Genomic DNA, 18,705 nt, shown 5'->3' with positions numbered 1-18,705 from the left:
GTGGAAAATCTGTTTGAAAAGGTGTTCTCGTGAAATTTTGCTATTGACGTTTGCGCAAAATTGTGATAAAATATTTAGCGTAAGATTTTTATCTGAAAGGACATGATATTAATGAGCAATATTCGTATAGGTATAGTCGGCTACGGCAATCTCGGCAGAGGCGTTGAGCTCGCTATAAGACAGAACCCCGATACCGAGCTTGCAGCTGTATTCACCAGAAGAGATCCCTCTACCCTGAAGATACTCACCGCAGGTGTTGGTGTATATTCTGTAAATGATGTAGCTGATTTCAAGGACAAGATAGATGTACTTATCCTCTGCGGCGGCAGCGCTACCGATCTGCCCGAGCAGACACCTAAGTTCGCTGAACTGTTCAACACCATCGACAGCTTCGATACTCACGCTCGTATCCCCGAGCACTTCGCAAATGTTGACGCAGCTTCCAAGAAGGGCGGCAATATCAGCGTTATCTCCGTGGGCTGGGATCCCGGTATGTTCTCCGTACAGAGACTTTACGGCAGCTGCATACTCCCCGAGGGTAAGGATTACACATTCTGGGGCAAGGGCGTTTCTCAGGGACATTCCGACGCTATCAGACGTGTTGAGGGCGTAGCTGACGGCAAGCAGTACACCGTTCCCGTACAGGCTGCTATGGACGCTGTAAGAAACGGCGAAGATCCTGACCTGACCACAAGACAGAAGCACACAAGAGAGTGCTTCGTAGTTGCTAAGGAAAGCGCTGACAAGGCAAAGATCGAGAACGATATCAAGACTATGCCCAACTACTTCTCCGACTATGATACCACTGTAAACTTCATCTCACAGGAAGAGCTGAACGCTAACCACAGCGGTATCCCCCACGGCGGTTTTGTATTCCGCAGCGGCAAGACAGGCGTTAACGGCGAGACCCGCCACATCATCGAGTACAGCCTGAAGCTGGGCTCCAACCCCGAGTTCACTTCCAGCATACTGGTAGCATACGCTAGAGCTGCTGTAAGAATGAAGAATGAAGGCATGACAGGCTGCAAGACCGTATTCGATATTGCTCCCGCATACCTCTCGTCCAAGAGCGGCGACGAGCTGAGAGCTTCCATGCTTTAATATCATATTCCATATTCGATTATTTTAAAGAGATCGCTTCGGCGGTCTCTTTTTTGTCCTCGGATAAGTTACGTTGTATCTTTACTTTTTGTGGAAAATCTGGTATAATAACAATGTATTTTGATTATTTGCCCGAATAGTACGGGCTCGGGAAAGGAAGTGAGTATGTGCCGATAAACCGCAAACACCGCATAGAGCTCATATTCGGAGCGTCAGCTGTTCTGGTGGCAGGCATGGCAAGGGCGGTGCTGGATAAAACTGCCTTATCATACGACTACCTTATCTCTCTGCTGCTGATGATGGTCTATCTGATGTGGCTTTTCGCGTCGCGGAGAAGATTCCCGCAGAAGGATATGCGGCGCATACTCACTGTATCTGCGCTGCTTATGATGCTCTGGAACACGGTGGATACTGTGAACAACGAATTTATAACCAAGGAATCTGACCTTAGCAGGCAGATATGGTACTGGTATTATCTGCCGATGGTCATGCTGCCTATGCTGCTTTTGATGGCTGCGTTCTATATAGGCAGGACTGACAGCTATGAGCTGCCGCGAAAATGGTATATAGCCTTTATACCCGTGGTGGGGCTGGGTGTAGGCATCGGCACAAACGATCTGCATCAGCTGGCTTTTGAGTTTGAAAACGGATCTATGAGAAGGTACCGATACGGACCTCTTTACTACTGTGCCATAGGATTGCTTTTGTTCTCAGTGGTGGGTATACTTTTCAAGACGCTGAGAAGCTGTTCAAAAAGGCAGTTTTCACGAAATTTCATGCTTCCCGCTGTAATAACTGCACTAGGGGGCATCTATTTCATCAGTTACAGAAATACTGATGACCCGCTGCTTTTTCAGCGTATGTATGAGTTCCCTGATTTCACCTGTCTGTTCTATATGTGTTTTTGGGAGAGCCTTGTCATCACCCATATGCTTCCATCAAATGCCGACCATAAGGAATTTATCCGAGCTTCATCCATAAGTGCTGGTCTTGTGGATGACGATCTGGAGATAAATCTGCGTGGTGAGAACAGCCCGCTGCCTAAGAAAGAACAGCTGACCGAAGCCTGCGCTAAAGAAGTGCTGAGCGGCAGCAAGGTGCTGAAAGTTCAGCCTGTAACAGGCGGATATTTCTACTGGTTCGAGGATATAAGCGAACTGCAGAACCTGAATATGCGGCTTGAAGAGACCCGAAGCTACCTTGAAGAGGAGCACGTTATGCTGGATACGGCGAATAAGCTTGAAGAGAGCCGCCGCCGCACCGCGGAGCAGAACAAGCTCTACGACAGCATATCAAAACGGCTCAATCCCGAATTTGAGAGCCTTTCAAAACTGCTTAACGAGCTTCCCGCAGATGAAGAGGGATTCCGTGCGGGAATGAAGCGTGCGGCGATAGACGGCGTATTCATCAAGAGGTGTTCAAATCTTCTTCTGCTGGCAGGCAGCAGCGATCATATCGACAGCGGCGAGTTGGGTCTTTCGGTGGGAGAATCTCTGGGATATCTGGAGCTTTCGGATATCTGGGGACAGGCTGATATACCCAAGGGCAGAGAATTACCCGCAGAAACGGTTCTGTTTATGTACGAGCTTTTCAGCGGAGCGGTAAAGATTGCCCTTGACGATTTGCACGCTGTGATGGTCACTCTCAGACTGGATGACGGCATAGATTTCCGCATTGAGCTGGACTGCGAATGTCAGCCCGTAAAAGATGAAGCATTCACCCGTGCTGAAGAGCTTGGCGGCAGCATTGAAACCGTACACGAGGACGGCAGTACCTATGTGATATTCACGGCAAAGGGGGCGGCTGTTTCGTGACACTTGGAGAATCAACGATGCTTACGCTGCAGGCTCTGGGTATAGCGGCTTATTTTCTGAGCATCCTCTTTCTCGCGGGAATGATGAGAGGGCGCGTAGCAGGCAGAAAACGCAGGGGTATCATATTTATCCCCCCGCTTGTTGTATGTCTGATACTGCTGATGAGCATAACCGAGGTCTGCCGATGCATGACAAGAGATGTCGTACCTTCGGCATTTGAAAAGATCGCTGAGAAGATCAGCACGCCCTTTTGTATCGGTGCTGAATTCGTTATGACTATATTATGGGGAGTGCTGTGGCTCAGGCAGGAGCTGAATATCATAGGCAGGCTCACTCCGCAGTCCCTTGAAGACGGACTAAACAGTATGCCCGACGGAGTGGCTTTCGTCAGCTCAAAGGGGATACCTCTGCTGGTAAACAGCACTATGCAGATGGTCTTCCGCGAATCTATGGGCTCACCTTTTTTTGATCTACGCGATTTTGAATACAGTATGCAGAACCAGACCCTTATCGTGGGCTGTTCCGCCGATGTACACGGCAAGGGGTACTATCTCCACCTTATCGACGGCAGTGTGTGGGATATACAGAAAAGTCTTATGATGATAGAAGGCAGAAAGGTCTGGGAACTGCTGGCATACGATGTCACCGAGAGATACCGCAAAAGCCTTGAGCTTGAAGAGCGCAACGAACATCTGGCAGAAGTAAACCGCAGCATAAGGAACTACACCCGCGAGATGAATGCTATCATACGTGAGGAAGAAGTTCTGGCGGCGAAGATACGCATACACGATGACGTGGGCAGAGCTCTGCTGGCACTGAAAAGCTATCTGATACGCGGCGGAGACAGGGAAGCACTCATAGAGATGTGGCAGTTCACAGCGGGTCTGCTCAGGGGCGAGAACACCCCCGACGACAGTGCCGACCCCATAGGGGCATTGAAAGAAGCCGCAGACGCAGTGGGTGTCAGGCTGATACTAAACGGCGAGATACCCAAGAAGCTCCGCAAGCTGATAGCCATAGCCATACACGAATGTCTGACGAATACCGTCAAGCACGCCGACGGCAGTGAACTGACGGTGGATATAACCGATGAAGACGGCATAGTAACAGCTGTCTTCACAAACGACGGCAAGCCCCCCGAGGGCGAGATAAGCGAGAGCGGCGGTCTTAAAAGCCTGCGCAGCACTGTCGAGCAGTTTAGGGGCGAGATGGAGATAGCATCACATCCCGGGTTCATGCTGACCATAAGGGTCAGCGGAAAGGAATAAACTATGGAAAAGTACAGGGTAATGATAGTTGACGACCAGTCCATATCACGGCATCTTTTTGAGATGTACGTCAACAATTCCCCGAAGTACGAGCTTGTGTTCTCACTGAGCTCGGCATCGGCGGCAGATGTGTATATACTGCGGCATCAGGTTGACCTGATACTCATGGATATCCTTATGAATGACGGCTCAAACGGCCTTGAAGCCGCCGAGAAGATAAAAAAGCTCCGCCCCGATATAAAGATAATAGCCGTGACCTCCATGCCCGAATATTCGTGGCTTGAAAAGGCGAAGTCCATAGGCATCGAAAGCTTCTGGTACAAGGAAGCTGATGAGCAGACCATACTGGAAGTTATGGACAGGACTGTGGCAGGGGAGAGCGTCTATCCTGATAGCAGTCCCAGGGTCAAGCTGGGTCTGGCGGACAGCTCAGAGCTTACCGACAGGGAACTGGAGATACTGCGCATCGTCACCACAGGTGCTACAAATCAGCAGGTGGCGGAACAGCTGGGGATATCCGAAAATACTGTGAAATCCCATGTGCGCTCAATGCTGGATAAGACGGGATTCCGAAGCCGCACCGAGCTTGCCATAAAGGCGAGGGTTCTGGGCATAGCCATAAGCAGTGACGACGTGTAATGTCGGCGCATATCTCTGACAGAAAAAGATAATGGGTGAGGACACACCTCACCCCAATAATGTTTACGGAATATTATCATTTCAAGCACCCGAAAAAGCGTGTATATCGCAAAAAGGAGTATTGACAAAACTCAAATGATGTGATATACTAGGGCTTGGTGGCTGCCTCGGCAGCCGTTTTGTGCGTTAATAGTAACAAGGTGATTGCGGCAGCGGAAAATTCTGCGCCGCGGGAAGGAAGGATATTGTGATGGAGCTTAAAAAAGTGATGACTGCTGTTCTCAGTATGGCAGTGATGACCGCTGCGCTTGCAGGCTGCGGTACAAAGAATAACGGCAGCGACAAGAAGAGCGGCAAAAGCGGTAATAAGACTTTCACCGTCGGTTTTGACGCTGAGTTCCCCCCTTACGGATATAAGGACGATAACGGCGAGTATGTAGGATTTGACCTTTCTCTCGCTGAGGAAGTATGTTCAAGAAACGGCTGGGAGCTGGTAAAACAGCCCATCGACTGGGATTCAAAGGATATGGAGCTTTCTTCTGGCTCTATCGACTGCATCTGGAACGGCTTCACCATCAACGGCAGAGAGGACGCTTACACCTGGACTACTCCTTATGTTGACAACTCTCAGGTAGTTGTTGTAAAGAATGATTCGGGTATCGATAAACTTGCTGATCTTTCCGGCAAGGTAGTTATCGTTCAGGCTGACAGCTCAGCGCTGCACGCACTTACAGGCGATGATGCTACTGACGATAACAAGGCTCTTGCGGCTTCTTTCGCTGATCTTCAGCAGGTAGGCGACTACAACTCCGCTTTCCTGAACCTTGATTCGGGCGCTGCCGAGGCTGTATGCCTTGATTACGGCGTTGCTGTATATGAGGTAGCTAACAGAGGAAGCAATTTCAAGATACTGGATGAAAAGATCTCCACCGAGCAGTACGGCGTTGGCTTCTTAAAGGGCAATACCGAGCTGAGAGATACCGTTCAGAACACTCTTGACGAGATGGCAAAGGATGGTACACTGGATAAGATCGCCGATGAATGGGCAGACAAGGGCATCGACAAGCAGAGCCTCTGCTTTGACCCCGACGCAAAGGCTGAATGATGATATTTGCAGAAGATACTTTGACGTTTGAACAGCTGGCGGATATTGTTCAGCAGGTAATGACAGGCGTTGGTGCGTCACTCGGGATATTTTTCCTGACACTGCTGTTCTCACTTCCGCTGGGTATGCTGATAGCATTTGGCAGAATGTCGAGATTCAAGCCCCTTAGCCTGATCGTAAAGCTGTATATATCCATAGTCAGAGGTACACCTCTGATGCTGCAATTGCTGGTGGTATTCTTCGGACCTTACTATCTGTTCCGTATACCGACCACGCCTGATTACCGATTCTATGCGGTAATAATAGGATTTTCGCTGAACTACGCGGCTTACTTTGCTGAGATATACCGTGCAGGCATACAGGCTGTGCCAAAGGGTCAGCATGAAGCCTGCGAGATACTGGGTTATTCAAGGGCACAGAAATTCTTCAAGGTGGTATTTCCACAGATGATGAAGAACATTCTTCCCGCCATTACAAACGAGGTCATCACCCTTGTAAAGGATACATCCCTGGCATTTGCCATAGCTTATACCGAAATGTTCACTGTTGCAAAGCAGGTGGCTGCGGCGAAATCTACCATCGTGCCCCTGTTTGTGGCAGGTCTGTTCTACTATGTGTTCAATTTCCTGGTGGCTTTCATAATGGAGCGTATCGAGAAGAAAATGAACTATTTCAGATAGGAGGAGCCCGATATGAAATTGCTTGAGATAAAAAATCTCCGCAAGAGCTTCGATGACCTTGAGGTGCTGAAAGATATCAGCCTTGATGTCAGCGAGGGTCAGGCAGTATCTATACTGGGTCCTTCGGGTTCCGGAAAATCCACGCTTTTAAGATGTATGTCGATGCTGGAGACTGTTGACGGCGGCAGCATGGCGTACTGCGGCAAGACCGCTGTTACGGACGGAAAGTACGTTTCAAAGGCTGAGCTGAAAGAGATAAAAAGCTATTTTTCACTGGTTTTCCAGAGCTTCAATCTGTTTCCGCACTATACGGTGATGAAGAACATCTGTGATGCGCCGATACACGTTATGAAGCGTGATAAAAAGGAAGTCACCGAGAACGCGCTGGCTCTGCTTGAAAAGATGGGACTGTCCGATAAAGCGGACTATTATCCATATCAGCTCTCGGGCGGACAGCAGCAGCGTGTGGCGATAGCAAGGGCACTGAACATGAAGCCGAAAATGCTGTTCTTCGATGAACCCACCTCGGCACTTGACCCCGAGCTTACTGCTGAGATACTGAAAGTACTGAAAGAACTGGCAGAGGAGAAGATGACTATGGTGATAGTCACCCACGAGATAGCCTTTGCAAGGAGCATATCCGACCATGTTATATTCATGGACGGCGGCGTTATCGTGGAGCAGGGCAAGCCTGCTGACGTTATCGACAACCCCTCAAACGAGAGGACACAGGCTTTCCTTAAAAAGCTTGAACAATGATGATTTGCGGACTGTTTGCGTGACAGTCCGTTTTTTTGTACCATTCATCAAAACGGTCACGGAAGATTTGTTGATATCATGTATTGACTTTGCTGCCGTGAGACATTATAATATTGGTAGAAATTGGATTTGAATCATAACAGGGGGGCTGTGTATGAAAAAGAAAATACTTTTTGCAGTATTGCTTTGTGTTCTTGTTGTGGCATCTGTGGCGATTTTTGTTTTTGTGAAGAATGACAGCGGGAAATCCGCAGTGAACTCGGAGAAGACTTCTTCTGAAAGCGATGAAACTTCTGCCTCCGCCGAAAACACTTCATCTGACAATGAAGAGAATTCGGTTATATCCGAAAACAGCTCATCTGAAATTGAAGAGACCTCTGTTGTTTATGACGAAAGTTCTTCTGCTGAACTTATAACAGACCCCGAAAAGATAAAAAGTCTGATAGATAAATGCATTGAAGAAAATGGTTATAAGCTAGGTGTTAGAGTGGGAATAGATAATTCAAAGAATTGGATACTTGATGAACCTGAACATGAAATAGTAATTGTCGGGCTTTCTGTGGATTATAACAGACGTTCTGAAATCGAAAACTGGGACGAGTATCTGGGAGAGATAAGCGATAAAGTTCTCGAATGTATTTCGGACAATAATATTGATGAAAATTATGTGTTTGTTTACCTGTATGAATGAGTATATCCCCGACACTATATCGAAAACCCTTTTCGCACCCGCAATAACCTGCGGGTGCGTTTTCATATATTTTAAATAAGTTCAAATGTTAATAAATCTGAGGCGATAGGCTATCCTGCACTAAAAATATTACGAAATTTTTGTAAAAATCTTGCGTAAAGATTTAAAAAAACTTGCTGACCCCCTTGTAAAAAAATTGGATTTATGTTACAATAACAGTAACGCATATGCGTTCGGAATACGATATGAAAATAATTTTAAGGAGAGAATGACAATGCAGTATGGTTATTTTGATCTGAAAAACAAGGAATATGTCATCACCCGTCCCGATACTCCCGCCCCCTGGGCAAACTACCTCGGTTCACCCGAGTACGGCGCTATCGTTTCTAACAACGGCGGCGGTTACAGCTTCGTAAAGAGCGGTGCTAACGGAAGAATCGCAAGATACCGTTTCAACTCTAACATCGGTCTCCCCGGCAGATATGTTTATATCAGGGATAACGATGCTAAGGATTACTGGTCTGCTACATGGCAGCCTGTTGGCAAGAGCCTTGATGAGTACAAGACCGAGTGCCACCACGGTACAGCTTATACTACCATAATCTCCAAGTACAGCGGCATCAAGAGTGAGCTGACTTACTATGTGCCCCTGAACAAGACCTACGAGGTATGGAGAGTAAAGGTCACCAACGAGAGCGATAAGCCCAGAAACCTTTCTACATGGGGCTTTATCGAGTTCACTAACGAGAATAACTATGAGCAGGATCAGGTAAATCTCCAGTACACACTGTTCATCACACGTACCTCTTTTGAGGGCAACAAGATAGTTCAGCACATCAACGAGAACAGCGGCAAGGATGCAAGCGGTTCCAACCACAGAGAGAGATTCTTTGGTCTGGTAGGTGCTGAGGTTTCAGCTTACAACGGTAATTTCGATAACTTCATCGGTTCTTACAGAGATTACGGCAATCCCATCGCTGTTGAGAGCGGCAAGTGCGACAACGTGCTCAACTATAACTCCAATGCCTGCGGTGCTTTACAGTCCGATTTCACACTGGCAGCAGGCGAGACCAAGGAGCTTATCTATATCCTCGGTCAGAAGGATCCTGCTACTGCTGAGAGCATCATGAGCGAGTACAAGGCTGCTGGCAAGGTCGATGCTGAGGTCAAGGAGCTTGTTGATTACTGGCACGGTCAGCTTAACAACTTCCAGGTTGAAACTCCTTCCGAGGAATTCAACAACATGGTTGACGTTTGGAACGCTTATCAGTGCTTCATCACATTCATCTGGTCCAGAGCTGCATCATTCATCTACTGCGGTCTGAGAAACGGTTACGGTTACAGAGATACCGTTCAGGATATCCAGGGTATCATCCACATCAATCCTGAGCTTGCTGCTGAGAAGATCAGATTCATGCTGTCAGCACAGGTATCAAACGGCGGCGGTCTGCCTCTGGTTAAGTTCGACCACAAGGCAGGTCACGAGACTTGTCCCGATGAGAACGACGAGAATTCCGTATACGCTAAGGAGACAGGTCACCCCTCTTACAGAGCAGACGATGCTCTCTGGCTGTTCCCGACTATCGTTAAGTACATCGGTGAAACAGGCAACAAGGCATTCCTGGACGAAGTTATCGTATATGCAGAAGAGGGCGGCGGAGAGGCTACCGTTTACGAGCACCTCAAGAACGCTATCCGCTTCTCACAGGAGAGACTTGGCGCACACAAGATGCCCGCAGGTCTCCACGCTGACTGGAACGACTGCCTGAGAATGGGCAAGCAGGGCGAATCCACCTTCGTTGCATTCCAGCTGTACTACGCTATGAGCGTTATCAAGGGCTATGCTGAGGAGAGAAATGATACCGATTATATCGAGTACATCACCAAGGCACAGGCTGAGCTGGGCAAGGCACTGGCTGACTGCTGGGACGAGGACAGATTCATCAGAGGTATCCGCGACAACGGCGTTATCGTTGGTGCGAAGAAAGACCCCGAGGCTTCTATGTGGCTGAACCCCCAGAGCTGGTCGGTAATATCCGGTTTTGCTTCCAAGGAGCAGGCTGAAAAGGCTCTCGATAAGGTACACGAGATACTGAACACACCTTACGGCGTAAAGCTGATGGATCCTCCTTATGTAGATCACTACTTCGACGGCGCACTGATGCACATATTCAACCCCGACACCAAGGAGAACGGCGGTATATTCAGCCAGACACAGGGCTGGATAATCCTGGCAGAATCCCTGATGGGTCACGGCAACAGAGCTTTCGAGTACTTCAAGGAGAGCGCTCCCGCAAGCATGAACGACAAGGCAGAGCAGAGAGTGCTTGAGCCATACGTACACGGTCAGTTCACCGAGAGCACACGTTCACCTTACGCAGGCAGAAGCCACGTTCACTGGCTGACAGGTACAGGCTCCACCGTAATGGTAGGCTGTGTTGAGGGTATCTGCGGTATGCGTCCTAACGCTGAGGGTCTGGTAATTAGCCCCTCTATCCCAAGTGAGTGGGACGGCTTCAAGATCGAGAAGAACTTCCGCGGCAAGCATCTGTCCATCGACATACAGAACCCCGACCACGTTGAGAGCGGTATCAAGCAGATAACCGTAAACGGCGAGGCAGTTGAGGGCAACTTCGTATGCGAGTGCAAGATGACCGAGCAGACCAATATCACAGTTGTGATGGGCTGATAACTCAATAAGGCAATAATTAAGACCGTCCCTTGTGGGGCGGTCTTTTTGTGGTTATATTCAGCTGAAAGAAGTGCCGCAGATTTTTAGCCGACAAAGTCGGGGTCTTCTTCGATTGAGTAGATTATTTTTGCGGCATCAGCTATGTAATCATATTCAATTTCGTGGTCTTTGAAAGAAATAGACTGGGTTATGAAGTTTACGTATCCGTTGTCAGGATTTTTTATAAAGGCATATAATATATAATCAATGGTTTCGTTTGATTGTTCATTTCTTACATAAGCAATTTCATATTCTGTTCTACCTAAAATTGTATTCTGCTTAATTTCTGTTGGTGTATATCCAGCATCATTTTCAGCGTGTTTCATATAACCTTTCATAAATTGTTGTATAGTTGAATTAAAAGTTTCTTCGTTAAGTTCAACTGAGGCGAACTCTGGTATATATGTTATTATATACATTGAAAGTATGCCATCAGGATCGACGTAAGAATAGTACAAAGTGTTTTCTCTGTTGACTTCTTGGGGAGAAAAATTACTTGGTATATGATAGATCAAACCGCCATTTTTGACTTCCATGGTATCGGATTCATCTGAGCCTGTTTCGGAAGCGGTATTTTCTTCCGCGTTATCATCGGATATTTCAGCTTCGCTGTCCTTGGATTTAGAGTCAACACTGTCATTAGCGGATGAGCTTTCTTTCAGAGATTCGGAAAGTTCCGAAACATCGGACTCAACAGCTGATTCAGCGGGATCGGTGGATTCGATTTTTGATTCATCGGCAGAAGCTTTTGTTGTAGTTTCTGATTTTGAGCTGTTATCCGTGTCGGTTTCCTTGGCTTTATCGCAAGCTGTCATAGCTAAACCCATTGAAGCCGCACACAGGATCGAAATGATTTTTCTTGTCTTCATAGTTTACCCCTTAATAAATAGTTTTGATGGTTAATCGTGCTTTATATTATACCACGGCGAAATTGAAATTACAATTGTATACATCGACAAAAAACATAGTTCGGTTATTTCAGGAACAGTTGTTATTATATCGGAAAACCTCGATAAGGACGAAACGGACGAAAATCACGAAAATACCGAAAACAAGGGATAATGCCCGCAAAGGGCTTTTCCCGGGAAAAATTATATATCTGCGGGACGGCTTGGGTCGTCCTTTTTTATTTGTGAATATTACGGTTTGGTGACATTTTACAAAAGATATGCGCCATGCACTTGCAATTTTTAGGAGAATGTGTTATAATATGAATGAAGATATGTTAAGGCGGTGAAAATATATGCTCGGTGAACTGGCAAAGCCCGTGATGTACCTCGCGGGGGTCGGACCGAAAAAAAGCGAGCTTTACGAAAAGCTGGGCGTTCACACGGTCTATGACCTGCTGTACCATTTCCCGAGATACTATATCGACATGAATGAGCCGCAGGCTATCCGCGATGCGCCCCTCAACGAACAGATCGTTCTGAGAGGTCGGGTGGTGCGAAAGCTCCCCGAAGGTCACGTAAGGCGGGGTCTGACGGTCTACAAGGCGATATTCACCGATGATACAGCCGACCTGACTATCGTTATCTACAACGCGGGGTTCATGTTCAAGGCGCTGGAAGTCGGGCACGAGTATTTTCTCGTGGGAAAGCTGACAGGCAACATGATAAGGCGCGAGATAAATTCTCCCCAGATATATCCCGCTGATGCCGAACTGGTACAGCCCGTATATCGGCTGACTGAGGGCATAACACAGAATCAGCTGAGGCTGAATATGCGTACTGCGCTGGAATCTCTTGGCGGGTTCATCTACGAACCTCTGCCCCCCGATGTGGTGCGTGAACAGGGGCTTTGCTCACTGAGCTACGCTTTGCAGAATATCCACTATCCTACGGATATGCACACCCTTGAACTGGCGAAAAACAGGCTTGTCTTTGACGAACTGCTGACGCTGGCGCTGGGTATGCTGATGATGAAGAGCCGAAGCCGTGAAAAGGCAGGCTGTCCCATGGGTGCTGAGAGCATTGACGAGTATTATTCGGCTCTGCCTTTTGAGCTTACCGAGGGTCAGAAAAGCGCCATAAATGACTGCATCTGCGATATGCAGAAGGATTTCCCCATGAACCGTCTGGTACAGGGCGATGTTGGTTCGGGTAAGACAGCTGTGGCGGCAGGCGCGGCATACTTCGCTTATAAGAATGGTTTTCAGACGGCGCTGATGGCTCCTACTGAGATACTGGCGGGTCAGCACTATGAAACGATGAAAGGTTTTCTTGAACCGCTTGGTGTCAAGGTGGTACTGCTGACAGGCTCTCTGACCCCGAAGAAAAAGGAAAAAGCCAAGGCAGATATCGCGGCGGGTGAATATCATGTTATTGTGGGAACTCACGCGCTGGTTCAGGCAAGCACCGAATTCAAGCGGCTGGGACTGGTCATAACCGATGAACAGCATCGTTTCGGCGTTGAGCAGAGGGCTCTGCTGGCGGGAAAAGGGGATAATCCTCACAAGCTGGTAATGTCCGCAACGCCTATCCCGCGAACGCTGGCGCTGATGATCTACGGCGACCTTGATATCTCGGTACTGAAAGAACTTCCCAAGGGCAGACAGCCTGTGGAGACCTACGCGGTCACGGGAAAACTGAGAGAAAGAGCTTTCGGGTACGTCAAGCAGTATATTGAAGAGGGAAGACAGGCTTACATCGTCTGCCCCATGATCGAGGAGAGCGACAGCGATCTCCGTGATGTTAAAAGCTACGCTAAGGAGATATCTGAGGGCATTTTCAGCGGCTATCGGGTGGGGCTTCTGCATGGCAGACTTTCAGCCGACAGTAAGGAAAAGGTCATGAAGAAGTTTAAAGCTCATGAACTTGACATACTTGTTTCAACTACTGTTGTGGAAGTTGGTGTTGATGTACCCAATGCGGCGGTTATGGTGATAGAAAATGCCGACAGGTTCGGACTATCACAGCTCCATCAGCTGAGAGGTCGTGTTGGCAGAGGCGAGCACAAATCCACCTGCATACTGATAACCGACAACCCGACGGAGGAAGTTGTACAGCGGCTGAAGATACTTTCAAAAAGTCATAATGGATTTGAGATATCTCAGGAAGATCTGAAACTCAGGGGTCCGGGCGATTTCTTTGGAAGCAGACAGCATGGTCTGCCGAAAATGAAGATAGCGGATATGTCCCAGGATATGGAAGTACTTGTAAAAGCCCAGGAAACAGCCAAAGAGATCCTCCGTAAAGATCCGAATCTTGACACCGGTGAAAACGCCGGTCTGAGAGAACTGGTGGAAGGGCTGTTTGAGCAGGATATAGCCAATGACTGAATTTTGTATATTTTTCATAAAGAATTGTGTTGAGATTGTGATATGTCAAGCATTGCAGCTTTTCAGTAGGGAGGTGTAAAATGGGCAGCGAAGAATATGACTGGCTGCGGTTTGTAGTCGGATACACGGCTGCAAGACTGGGTCTGCTGCTGGCATTGGTAGTTTTCGGTGCCTTCACGGGAGCGGTACTTTTTCCCTCGCTGGTGACATTTCTTCCATATTCGATGGTGGGTGTCAAGAATTTCTTTACTCAGCCAGACGTAAAGTCTGCGGTGGGTACAGTGGTGATATGTCTTTTACTCATATGGGTGTTCTTTGATGACGGAAGAAAGCATACAGCATATGAAGAATGGAGTATGACCACTATACTTACAGTGCTGATAATGGTGGGTATGTTTTACTTTATACCCGCGATTTTTCGGGATTCTTTCCATGCTGAGGGCAAAGGAGACATCTTCTATATGGTACTGTATTATCCTGCCGGATGGGTTATAGACCTGTTCAATGATAACTACCTTATCGGGATAATGTTCTCGATACTAGTCATGCTAGGAACGGCATTTGCGGCATATGTTATATCATATAAGACGTATGTGAAAAAACACCCCGTTCTGCTGTCTTCGGGCAGGCATTCAACAGTTGAAGTAGCAGAGGGATCAGCCGATGAGAATGACACTGAAGAATGATCCCGGTGTGATGTTTGGTTAGAAGAATAAACGAGTACAAAAAAACTCTCTGCAAGATTTATAAATTTGTTAAAAAGTTAAATAATGTATCTTTATAGTGAGAATTCACTAAAAATAACATTAGGATTTTGTGAATAAAATTGCAAAAAAATCCGTATTTTGACTTGTAAAAAAATCAAAAAAATGATATAATGATAAAAATATGTTTTGTAGTTTTTGCCTTGTTGTGTTTTGATGCACTGCTGAGTCAGACGGCATAAGCTGTGAAGCATTAAAATGGTGGAGGTGTATCTACAATATGAAGAATTATAGCTACGTCGCTAAGGATACCACGGGTAAAACCATAAAAGGTACCTACGAGGCTGACAGCGAGCAGGAACTGCTTGATAAGATCTATGAGCAGGGTCTGTTCTGTGTAAGCTATAGTGAAGCTTTGGGCGGAGGCAAAAAGACCGCTCACAGGTTCAACACAGCTGAGCTGGCGTACTGCTGCAGACAGCTGGCTGCAATGATGTCGTCGGGACTGACGATAGTAAAAGCCCTTGATATCCTTTATAAAGAGGAAGAGAAAAAGGGTCCGAAGGAAGTCTGGAAGCAGGTATACGAGGAAGTTCAGAAAGGTGAAAGCTTTTCAAATGCACTCGAAGCAAAGCGTGGCTGCTTCCCCGATTTCTTTATCTCGATGGTAGACGCGGGCGAGATATCAGGTTCGCTCGATATCACCATGAAGAGACTGCAGGAATACTACGCAAACACTAACAAGCTGAACAACAAGATTAAGGGCGCTTTGGTTTATCCTATCGTTCTGCTGGTTTTGGTCATCGCAGTTGTTATCCTGATGAGCGTAAAGATCCTGCCTATATTCAAGAGTATGATGCCTGAAGATAAACTGAATGCTTTACAGAAGGCGTTGTTCGGATTCAGTGATTTCATCATCGACAAATGGTATGCGCTGCTGATAGGTATAGTCGTGCTGATAGGCGTTATCGTTTATGCGCTGAAAGTCGAATCCGTAAAACTGAAATTCGATTATGCTAAATTGAAGATGCCCCTTATCGGGCCTTTGATGGTAAAGATCGCTGAAGGTCGTTTCTCAAGAACGCTTTCTTCTCTTTACTCCAGTGGTATACCAATGGTTGACTGTCTTGAAAGATCTTCGAGAATACTTAATAATACATATATCGATAAGATGTTTCTCCAGGTCGTAGATGAAGTAAAACAGGGTTCTCCTGTATCTACCGCTCTTTCCAAGACTGAGATATTCGAGGGTATGTTCTGCTCTATCATCTACGTTGGTGAAGAGTCCGGTGCGCTGGACGAAATCCTTGAAAAGACTGCGGACTTCTACGAAGAAGAAGCAGACTCCGCGGTAACACGACTTGTAGGATTGATGGAACCTCTGATGATCATCATCCTCGGTGTTGGTATCGGTCTCGTACTTGCTGCTGTATTCCCGATGCTTTACGGTGGTATCTCGGAAATGGAAAACGAATAATATGCTGCGGGGCGATAAGCCTCGCACATATCATTGCCGCTTGCGAAAAACGGCAAATATATCATAAAATTTTTATATTGAGGTGAAGGAATAAATGCTATCATTCGATTTTTCTGATAGGCAGATCAATATCGTAAAAGGTGATAACACAGCCAGCAGGATCCGTATCGACAACTCGACATCTATCCAGGTTCCTGCGGATATGATCGTTAACGGTGAAGTTATCCAGCTGTCGGGTCTGTCAGAGCTTCTGCTCACAACACTTAGATCCGAGCAGATGATGGACAAGGACGCAGTTGTTACATTCTCGTCCAGCAACATTGTTTTCAAGGAGCTTATAGTTCCTAAGGCTAAGGGCAGCGAGTTCCTGCAGATGGTACAGAACCATATGAGCCAGGAAATGGGTATCTCCAATGAGTACGCTATCTCCTATACAGTAGTGGGCGAAGCAGGTGAGCAGAATCCCGGTTCGCTGAAGGTACTGGCTACTGCGTGCCCTAGCTCTATCGTTGAAGGTTTCAGAAAGCTCTTTGCTGTAATGAACATCAACCTCAGATCCGTAAATATCGGCTGTAACTCTATCTCCAGAATCGTTCTGAGCGATAAGTCAAATGCCGATAAGATGCCTCTGCTGGTTTGTCAGCTGGACAACAACTTCCTTGGTCTGACACTGTTCGAGAAAGGACAGATGGCTTTCGCAAGATACGTACCGATCTCACCTGATGAGTACGATGCTGATGACTACGTTCTGGAAGCTCTGAACGAGAATATATTCAGAATGGAGCAGTTCAACAAGGCAAGAGGCGGTTCGGGTCTGTCAAATGTTATCCTTTACGGTTTCATTGAAGACTACAAGAAGATCGTTGATGCTCTGGACGGTCTGGAAATAAGAGCTTCCGTTCTGGGCACACCTAGCCAGATTACAGGTTATGAGAACTTTGAGTTCACCGTATTTGCTAATGCAATCGGTGCTCTGTACAGAAGAAACAAACAGACCGAGAGGATTAACCTCCTGGAAGTTGATCACTCCACAAATAAGGACTCTTCTGCAGGTCTGAGCTCCATGCTTACTACAGCAGGTATCCTGTCTGCTGCTTCTGCAATACTTATCGCTGCTGTTTATGGTTTCATCTCCATGAGAGCAGGCAACATCGATAATCAGAAAGCTAAGGTCGATGAGCAGATAGCTGTTGAGGAAGAGATCAAGGCTAAGAACCAGCTGCTTCATAATAGACTTGAGATCATCAACAAGTACAAGAACTATATTCAGACTATACAGCTTGATATAGATACTCTGCCTGTAATGAAGAAGGATAAGTTAGATAAGGTTCAGGAAGTGCTTGAAAAGCATAAAGCTACACACGATGGTATTAGTTTCGATCTTTTCGGCGGTACCATGAGTATCAATAATATCACCCTCGAAAAGCAGGAAGAAGTAAAGAAACTGGTTGATGACCTGAGAGACCTTGAATTCTCCGCATATATCGGTTATCAGGGTTATACAGGTACTGGTGAAGAAGACGATCCAGTTATTGTCAGTGCCATTACTATTTATTTAGAGAAAGAGGGTGCTTAATCGATGAAGCTTAATTATCGTGATAGGATAGTACTTACCGCAGTTATTGTAATTCTGGTATGGGTAGCAGGTGTAATGCTTTTCATTAAGCCCGCAATTGAAAGACTTCAGGATTCACAGGCTGCACTTGATGATGCAAAGGCTACTCTTTCAGATCTGAAAGAGAGAAATAAGGCAGATGAGAACCTTCCCGAAAGGATCAAGGCTGCATATGCTGAAGTAAGTGAAATGACTAAAACGTTCTATTCAATACAGGAAACCCAGCTTGTTTCTCAGGAAGTTGATGATCTTCTTGATGAAAACGAAATTGAGAACAGCGCTTTGACTACAACAGATTATACCATATCAACTCTCAAGCCATATGAGTTCCAGAGTTCAAGAGCTGTTACCGATATGGATACAGAAGTCCAGAACTATATCGATGAATCAGGTAATGATTCCGAAAAGGTCATAGATGCTGATAATGCTGATGCTGAAGCAGGTGCAAAGGGCAAGGCTGTAGCAGCTCCCGCTTCTATCGGTGTCTACGAGGTATCTATCCCCTATAAGGGCAAGCTTGACGACGTTGAAAAGTTCTGTGATAAACTGCAGAAAACTGCTAAGCAGAAGACAATGGTAGTTAAGAATATTGATTACAAGTTTGCTGCTGAAACAGATAAGGATGGCAAGCCTATATCTGAAGAAAATAAGGAAACTGGCAAGAAGAAAATCAAAATGTCTGATACTGATGTTGAAGGCACTATGGTTCTGACTTTAATGGTAGTTAAGACGCTGCCTGATCCTAATGTATAATTAATTTGTTTATAGCGTTTGGTGGGCGGAATTATCCGCCTGCCAAATCGTGCTATAAAAAATGATTAAAATTTTTATTTTGATCATTTCA

General features: G+C 46.5%; 15 protein-coding genes. 14 read left to right on the top strand and 1 reads right to left on the bottom strand.

The annotated features are described in order from the left end of the window. Positions 1–111: 111 nt before the first annotated feature. The 9 genes from BM265_RS08770 (at position 112) to BM265_RS08730 (ending at position 10,746) form a co-directional block, all read left to right on the top strand. Entirely contained in the window at positions 112–1,101 is a 990-nt protein-coding gene (locus BM265_RS08770; protein ID WP_074961194.1) for a diaminopimelate dehydrogenase, read from the top strand. Positions 1,102–1,268: 167 nt separating this feature from the next. Then, the gene (locus BM265_RS08765; protein WP_074961193.1) at positions 1,269–2,915 is read left to right on the top strand and encodes a histidine kinase N-terminal 7TM domain-containing protein; all 1,647 of its coding nucleotides are present in this window, start codon (positions 1,269–1,271) and stop codon (positions 2,913–2,915) included. After that, positions 2,912–4,183, top strand: a complete 1,272-nt coding sequence (locus BM265_RS08760) for a sensor histidine kinase (RefSeq protein WP_074961192.1) — start codon at positions 2,912–2,914, stop codon at positions 4,181–4,183. The genes BM265_RS08765 and BM265_RS08760 overlap by 4 nt, the downstream gene beginning before the upstream one ends. A 3-nt stretch (positions 4,184–4,186) precedes the next feature. Next, positions 4,187–4,822: a response regulator transcription factor gene (locus BM265_RS08755; protein ID WP_074835308.1), complete on the top strand. Its 636-nt coding sequence runs from the start codon at positions 4,187–4,189 to the stop codon at positions 4,820–4,822. A 250-nt stretch (positions 4,823–5,072) separates the two neighbouring features. Continuing rightward, a complete protein-coding gene (locus BM265_RS08750; RefSeq protein ID WP_074961191.1) occupies positions 5,073–5,927 on the top strand; it encodes an amino acid ABC transporter substrate-binding protein in 855 nt (284 codons plus the stop codon). Further along, positions 5,924–6,607, top strand: a complete 684-nt coding sequence (locus BM265_RS08745; RefSeq protein WP_081358414.1) for an amino acid ABC transporter permease — start codon at positions 5,924–5,926, stop codon at positions 6,605–6,607. The genes BM265_RS08750 and BM265_RS08745 overlap by 4 nt, the downstream gene beginning before the upstream one ends. Before the next feature lie 12 nt (positions 6,608–6,619). Beyond that, positions 6,620–7,366: an amino acid ABC transporter ATP-binding protein gene (locus BM265_RS08740; protein WP_074961190.1), complete on the top strand. Its 747-nt coding sequence runs from the start codon at positions 6,620–6,622 to the stop codon at positions 7,364–7,366. A 154-nt stretch (positions 7,367–7,520) separates the two neighbouring features. Further along, a complete protein-coding gene (locus BM265_RS08735) occupies positions 7,521–8,057 on the top strand; it encodes a hypothetical protein (RefSeq protein ID WP_074961189.1) in 537 nt (178 codons plus the stop codon). A 274-nt stretch (positions 8,058–8,331) separates the two neighbouring features. Continuing rightward, positions 8,332–10,746 carry a glycoside hydrolase family 94 protein gene (locus tag BM265_RS08730; RefSeq protein WP_074961188.1) on the top strand — a complete coding sequence of 805 codons (2,415 nt, stop codon included), beginning with the start codon at positions 8,332–8,334 and terminating at the stop codon, positions 10,744–10,746. Between the two features lie 86 nt (positions 10,747–10,832). Here BM265_RS08730 and BM265_RS08725 read toward each other — a convergent pair whose 3' ends face one another. After that, on the bottom strand, positions 10,833–11,657 hold the full coding sequence (locus BM265_RS08725; RefSeq protein WP_074961187.1) for a hypothetical protein: 825 nt from the start codon (positions 11,655–11,657) through the stop codon (positions 10,833–10,835). A 374-nt stretch (positions 11,658–12,031) separates the two neighbouring features. On the opposite strand from BM265_RS08725, the gene recG reads away from it, so the two are divergent. From recG to BM265_RS08700, 5 genes are all read left to right on the top strand, one after another. Beyond that, positions 12,032–14,065 (top strand): ATP-dependent DNA helicase RecG, encoded by a 2,034-nt coding sequence (gene recG, locus BM265_RS08720; protein WP_074961186.1) that lies wholly within the window; start codon positions 12,032–12,034, stop codon positions 14,063–14,065. Positions 14,066–14,145: 80 nt separating this feature from the next. After that, a complete protein-coding gene (locus BM265_RS08715; protein ID WP_074961185.1) occupies positions 14,146–14,751 on the top strand; it encodes a hypothetical protein in 606 nt (201 codons plus the stop codon). Between the two features lie 298 nt (positions 14,752–15,049). After that, positions 15,050–16,246 carry a type II secretion system F family protein gene (locus BM265_RS08710; protein WP_074961184.1) on the top strand — a complete coding sequence of 399 codons (1,197 nt, stop codon included), beginning with the start codon at positions 15,050–15,052 and terminating at the stop codon, positions 16,244–16,246. Between the two features lie 94 nt (positions 16,247–16,340). Continuing rightward, a complete protein-coding gene (gene pilM / locus BM265_RS08705; RefSeq protein WP_074961183.1) occupies positions 16,341–17,822 on the top strand; it encodes a pilus assembly protein PilM in 1,482 nt (493 codons plus the stop codon). Positions 17,823–17,825: 3 nt separating this feature from the next. Next, positions 17,826–18,614: a hypothetical protein gene (locus BM265_RS08700; RefSeq protein ID WP_074961182.1), complete on the top strand. Its 789-nt coding sequence runs from the start codon at positions 17,826–17,828 to the stop codon at positions 18,612–18,614. The last annotated feature ends 91 nt before the right edge of the window (positions 18,615–18,705 follow it).

This window comes from Hominimerdicola alba, assembly GCF_900112155.1.
GTDB classification, from domain to species: Bacteria; Bacillota; Clostridia; order Oscillospirales; family Ruminococcaceae; genus Hominimerdicola; species Hominimerdicola alba_D.
This window is presented reverse-complemented; position numbering and strand designations above follow the sequence as displayed.

Excerpts from the sequence above, each read along its gene's own strand:
- BM265_RS08745 (WP_081358414.1), top strand. The coding sequence starts at position 5,924 with ATGATGATATTTGCAGAAGATACTTTGACGTTTGAACAGCTGGCGGAT.
- BM265_RS08715 (WP_074961185.1), top strand. The coding sequence starts at position 14,146 with ATGGGCAGCGAAGAATATGACTGGCTGCGGTTTGTAGTCGGATACACG.
- recG (WP_074961186.1), top strand. The coding sequence starts at position 12,032 with ATGCTCGGTGAACTGGCAAAGCCCGTGATGTACCTCGCGGGGGTCGGA.
- BM265_RS08700 (WP_074961182.1), top strand. The coding sequence starts at position 17,826 with ATGAAGCTTAATTATCGTGATAGGATAGTACTTACCGCAGTTATTGTA.
- BM265_RS08740 (WP_074961190.1), top strand. The coding sequence starts at position 6,620 with ATGAAATTGCTTGAGATAAAAAATCTCCGCAAGAGCTTCGATGACCTT.
- BM265_RS08735 (WP_074961189.1), top strand. The coding sequence starts at position 7,521 with ATGAAAAAGAAAATACTTTTTGCAGTATTGCTTTGTGTTCTTGTTGTG.
- BM265_RS08750 (WP_074961191.1), top strand. The coding sequence starts at position 5,073 with ATGGAGCTTAAAAAAGTGATGACTGCTGTTCTCAGTATGGCAGTGATG.
- BM265_RS08730 (WP_074961188.1), top strand. The coding sequence starts at position 8,332 with ATGCAGTATGGTTATTTTGATCTGAAAAACAAGGAATATGTCATCACC.
- BM265_RS08725 (WP_074961187.1), bottom strand. The coding sequence starts at position 11,657 with ATGAAGACAAGAAAAATCATTTCGATCCTGTGTGCGGCTTCAATGGGT.
- pilM (WP_074961183.1), top strand. The coding sequence starts at position 16,341 with ATGCTATCATTCGATTTTTCTGATAGGCAGATCAATATCGTAAAAGGT.
- BM265_RS08710 (WP_074961184.1), top strand. The coding sequence starts at position 15,050 with ATGAAGAATTATAGCTACGTCGCTAAGGATACCACGGGTAAAACCATA.
- BM265_RS08770 (WP_074961194.1), top strand. The coding sequence starts at position 112 with ATGAGCAATATTCGTATAGGTATAGTCGGCTACGGCAATCTCGGCAGA.
- BM265_RS08755 (WP_074835308.1), top strand. The coding sequence starts at position 4,187 with ATGGAAAAGTACAGGGTAATGATAGTTGACGACCAGTCCATATCACGG.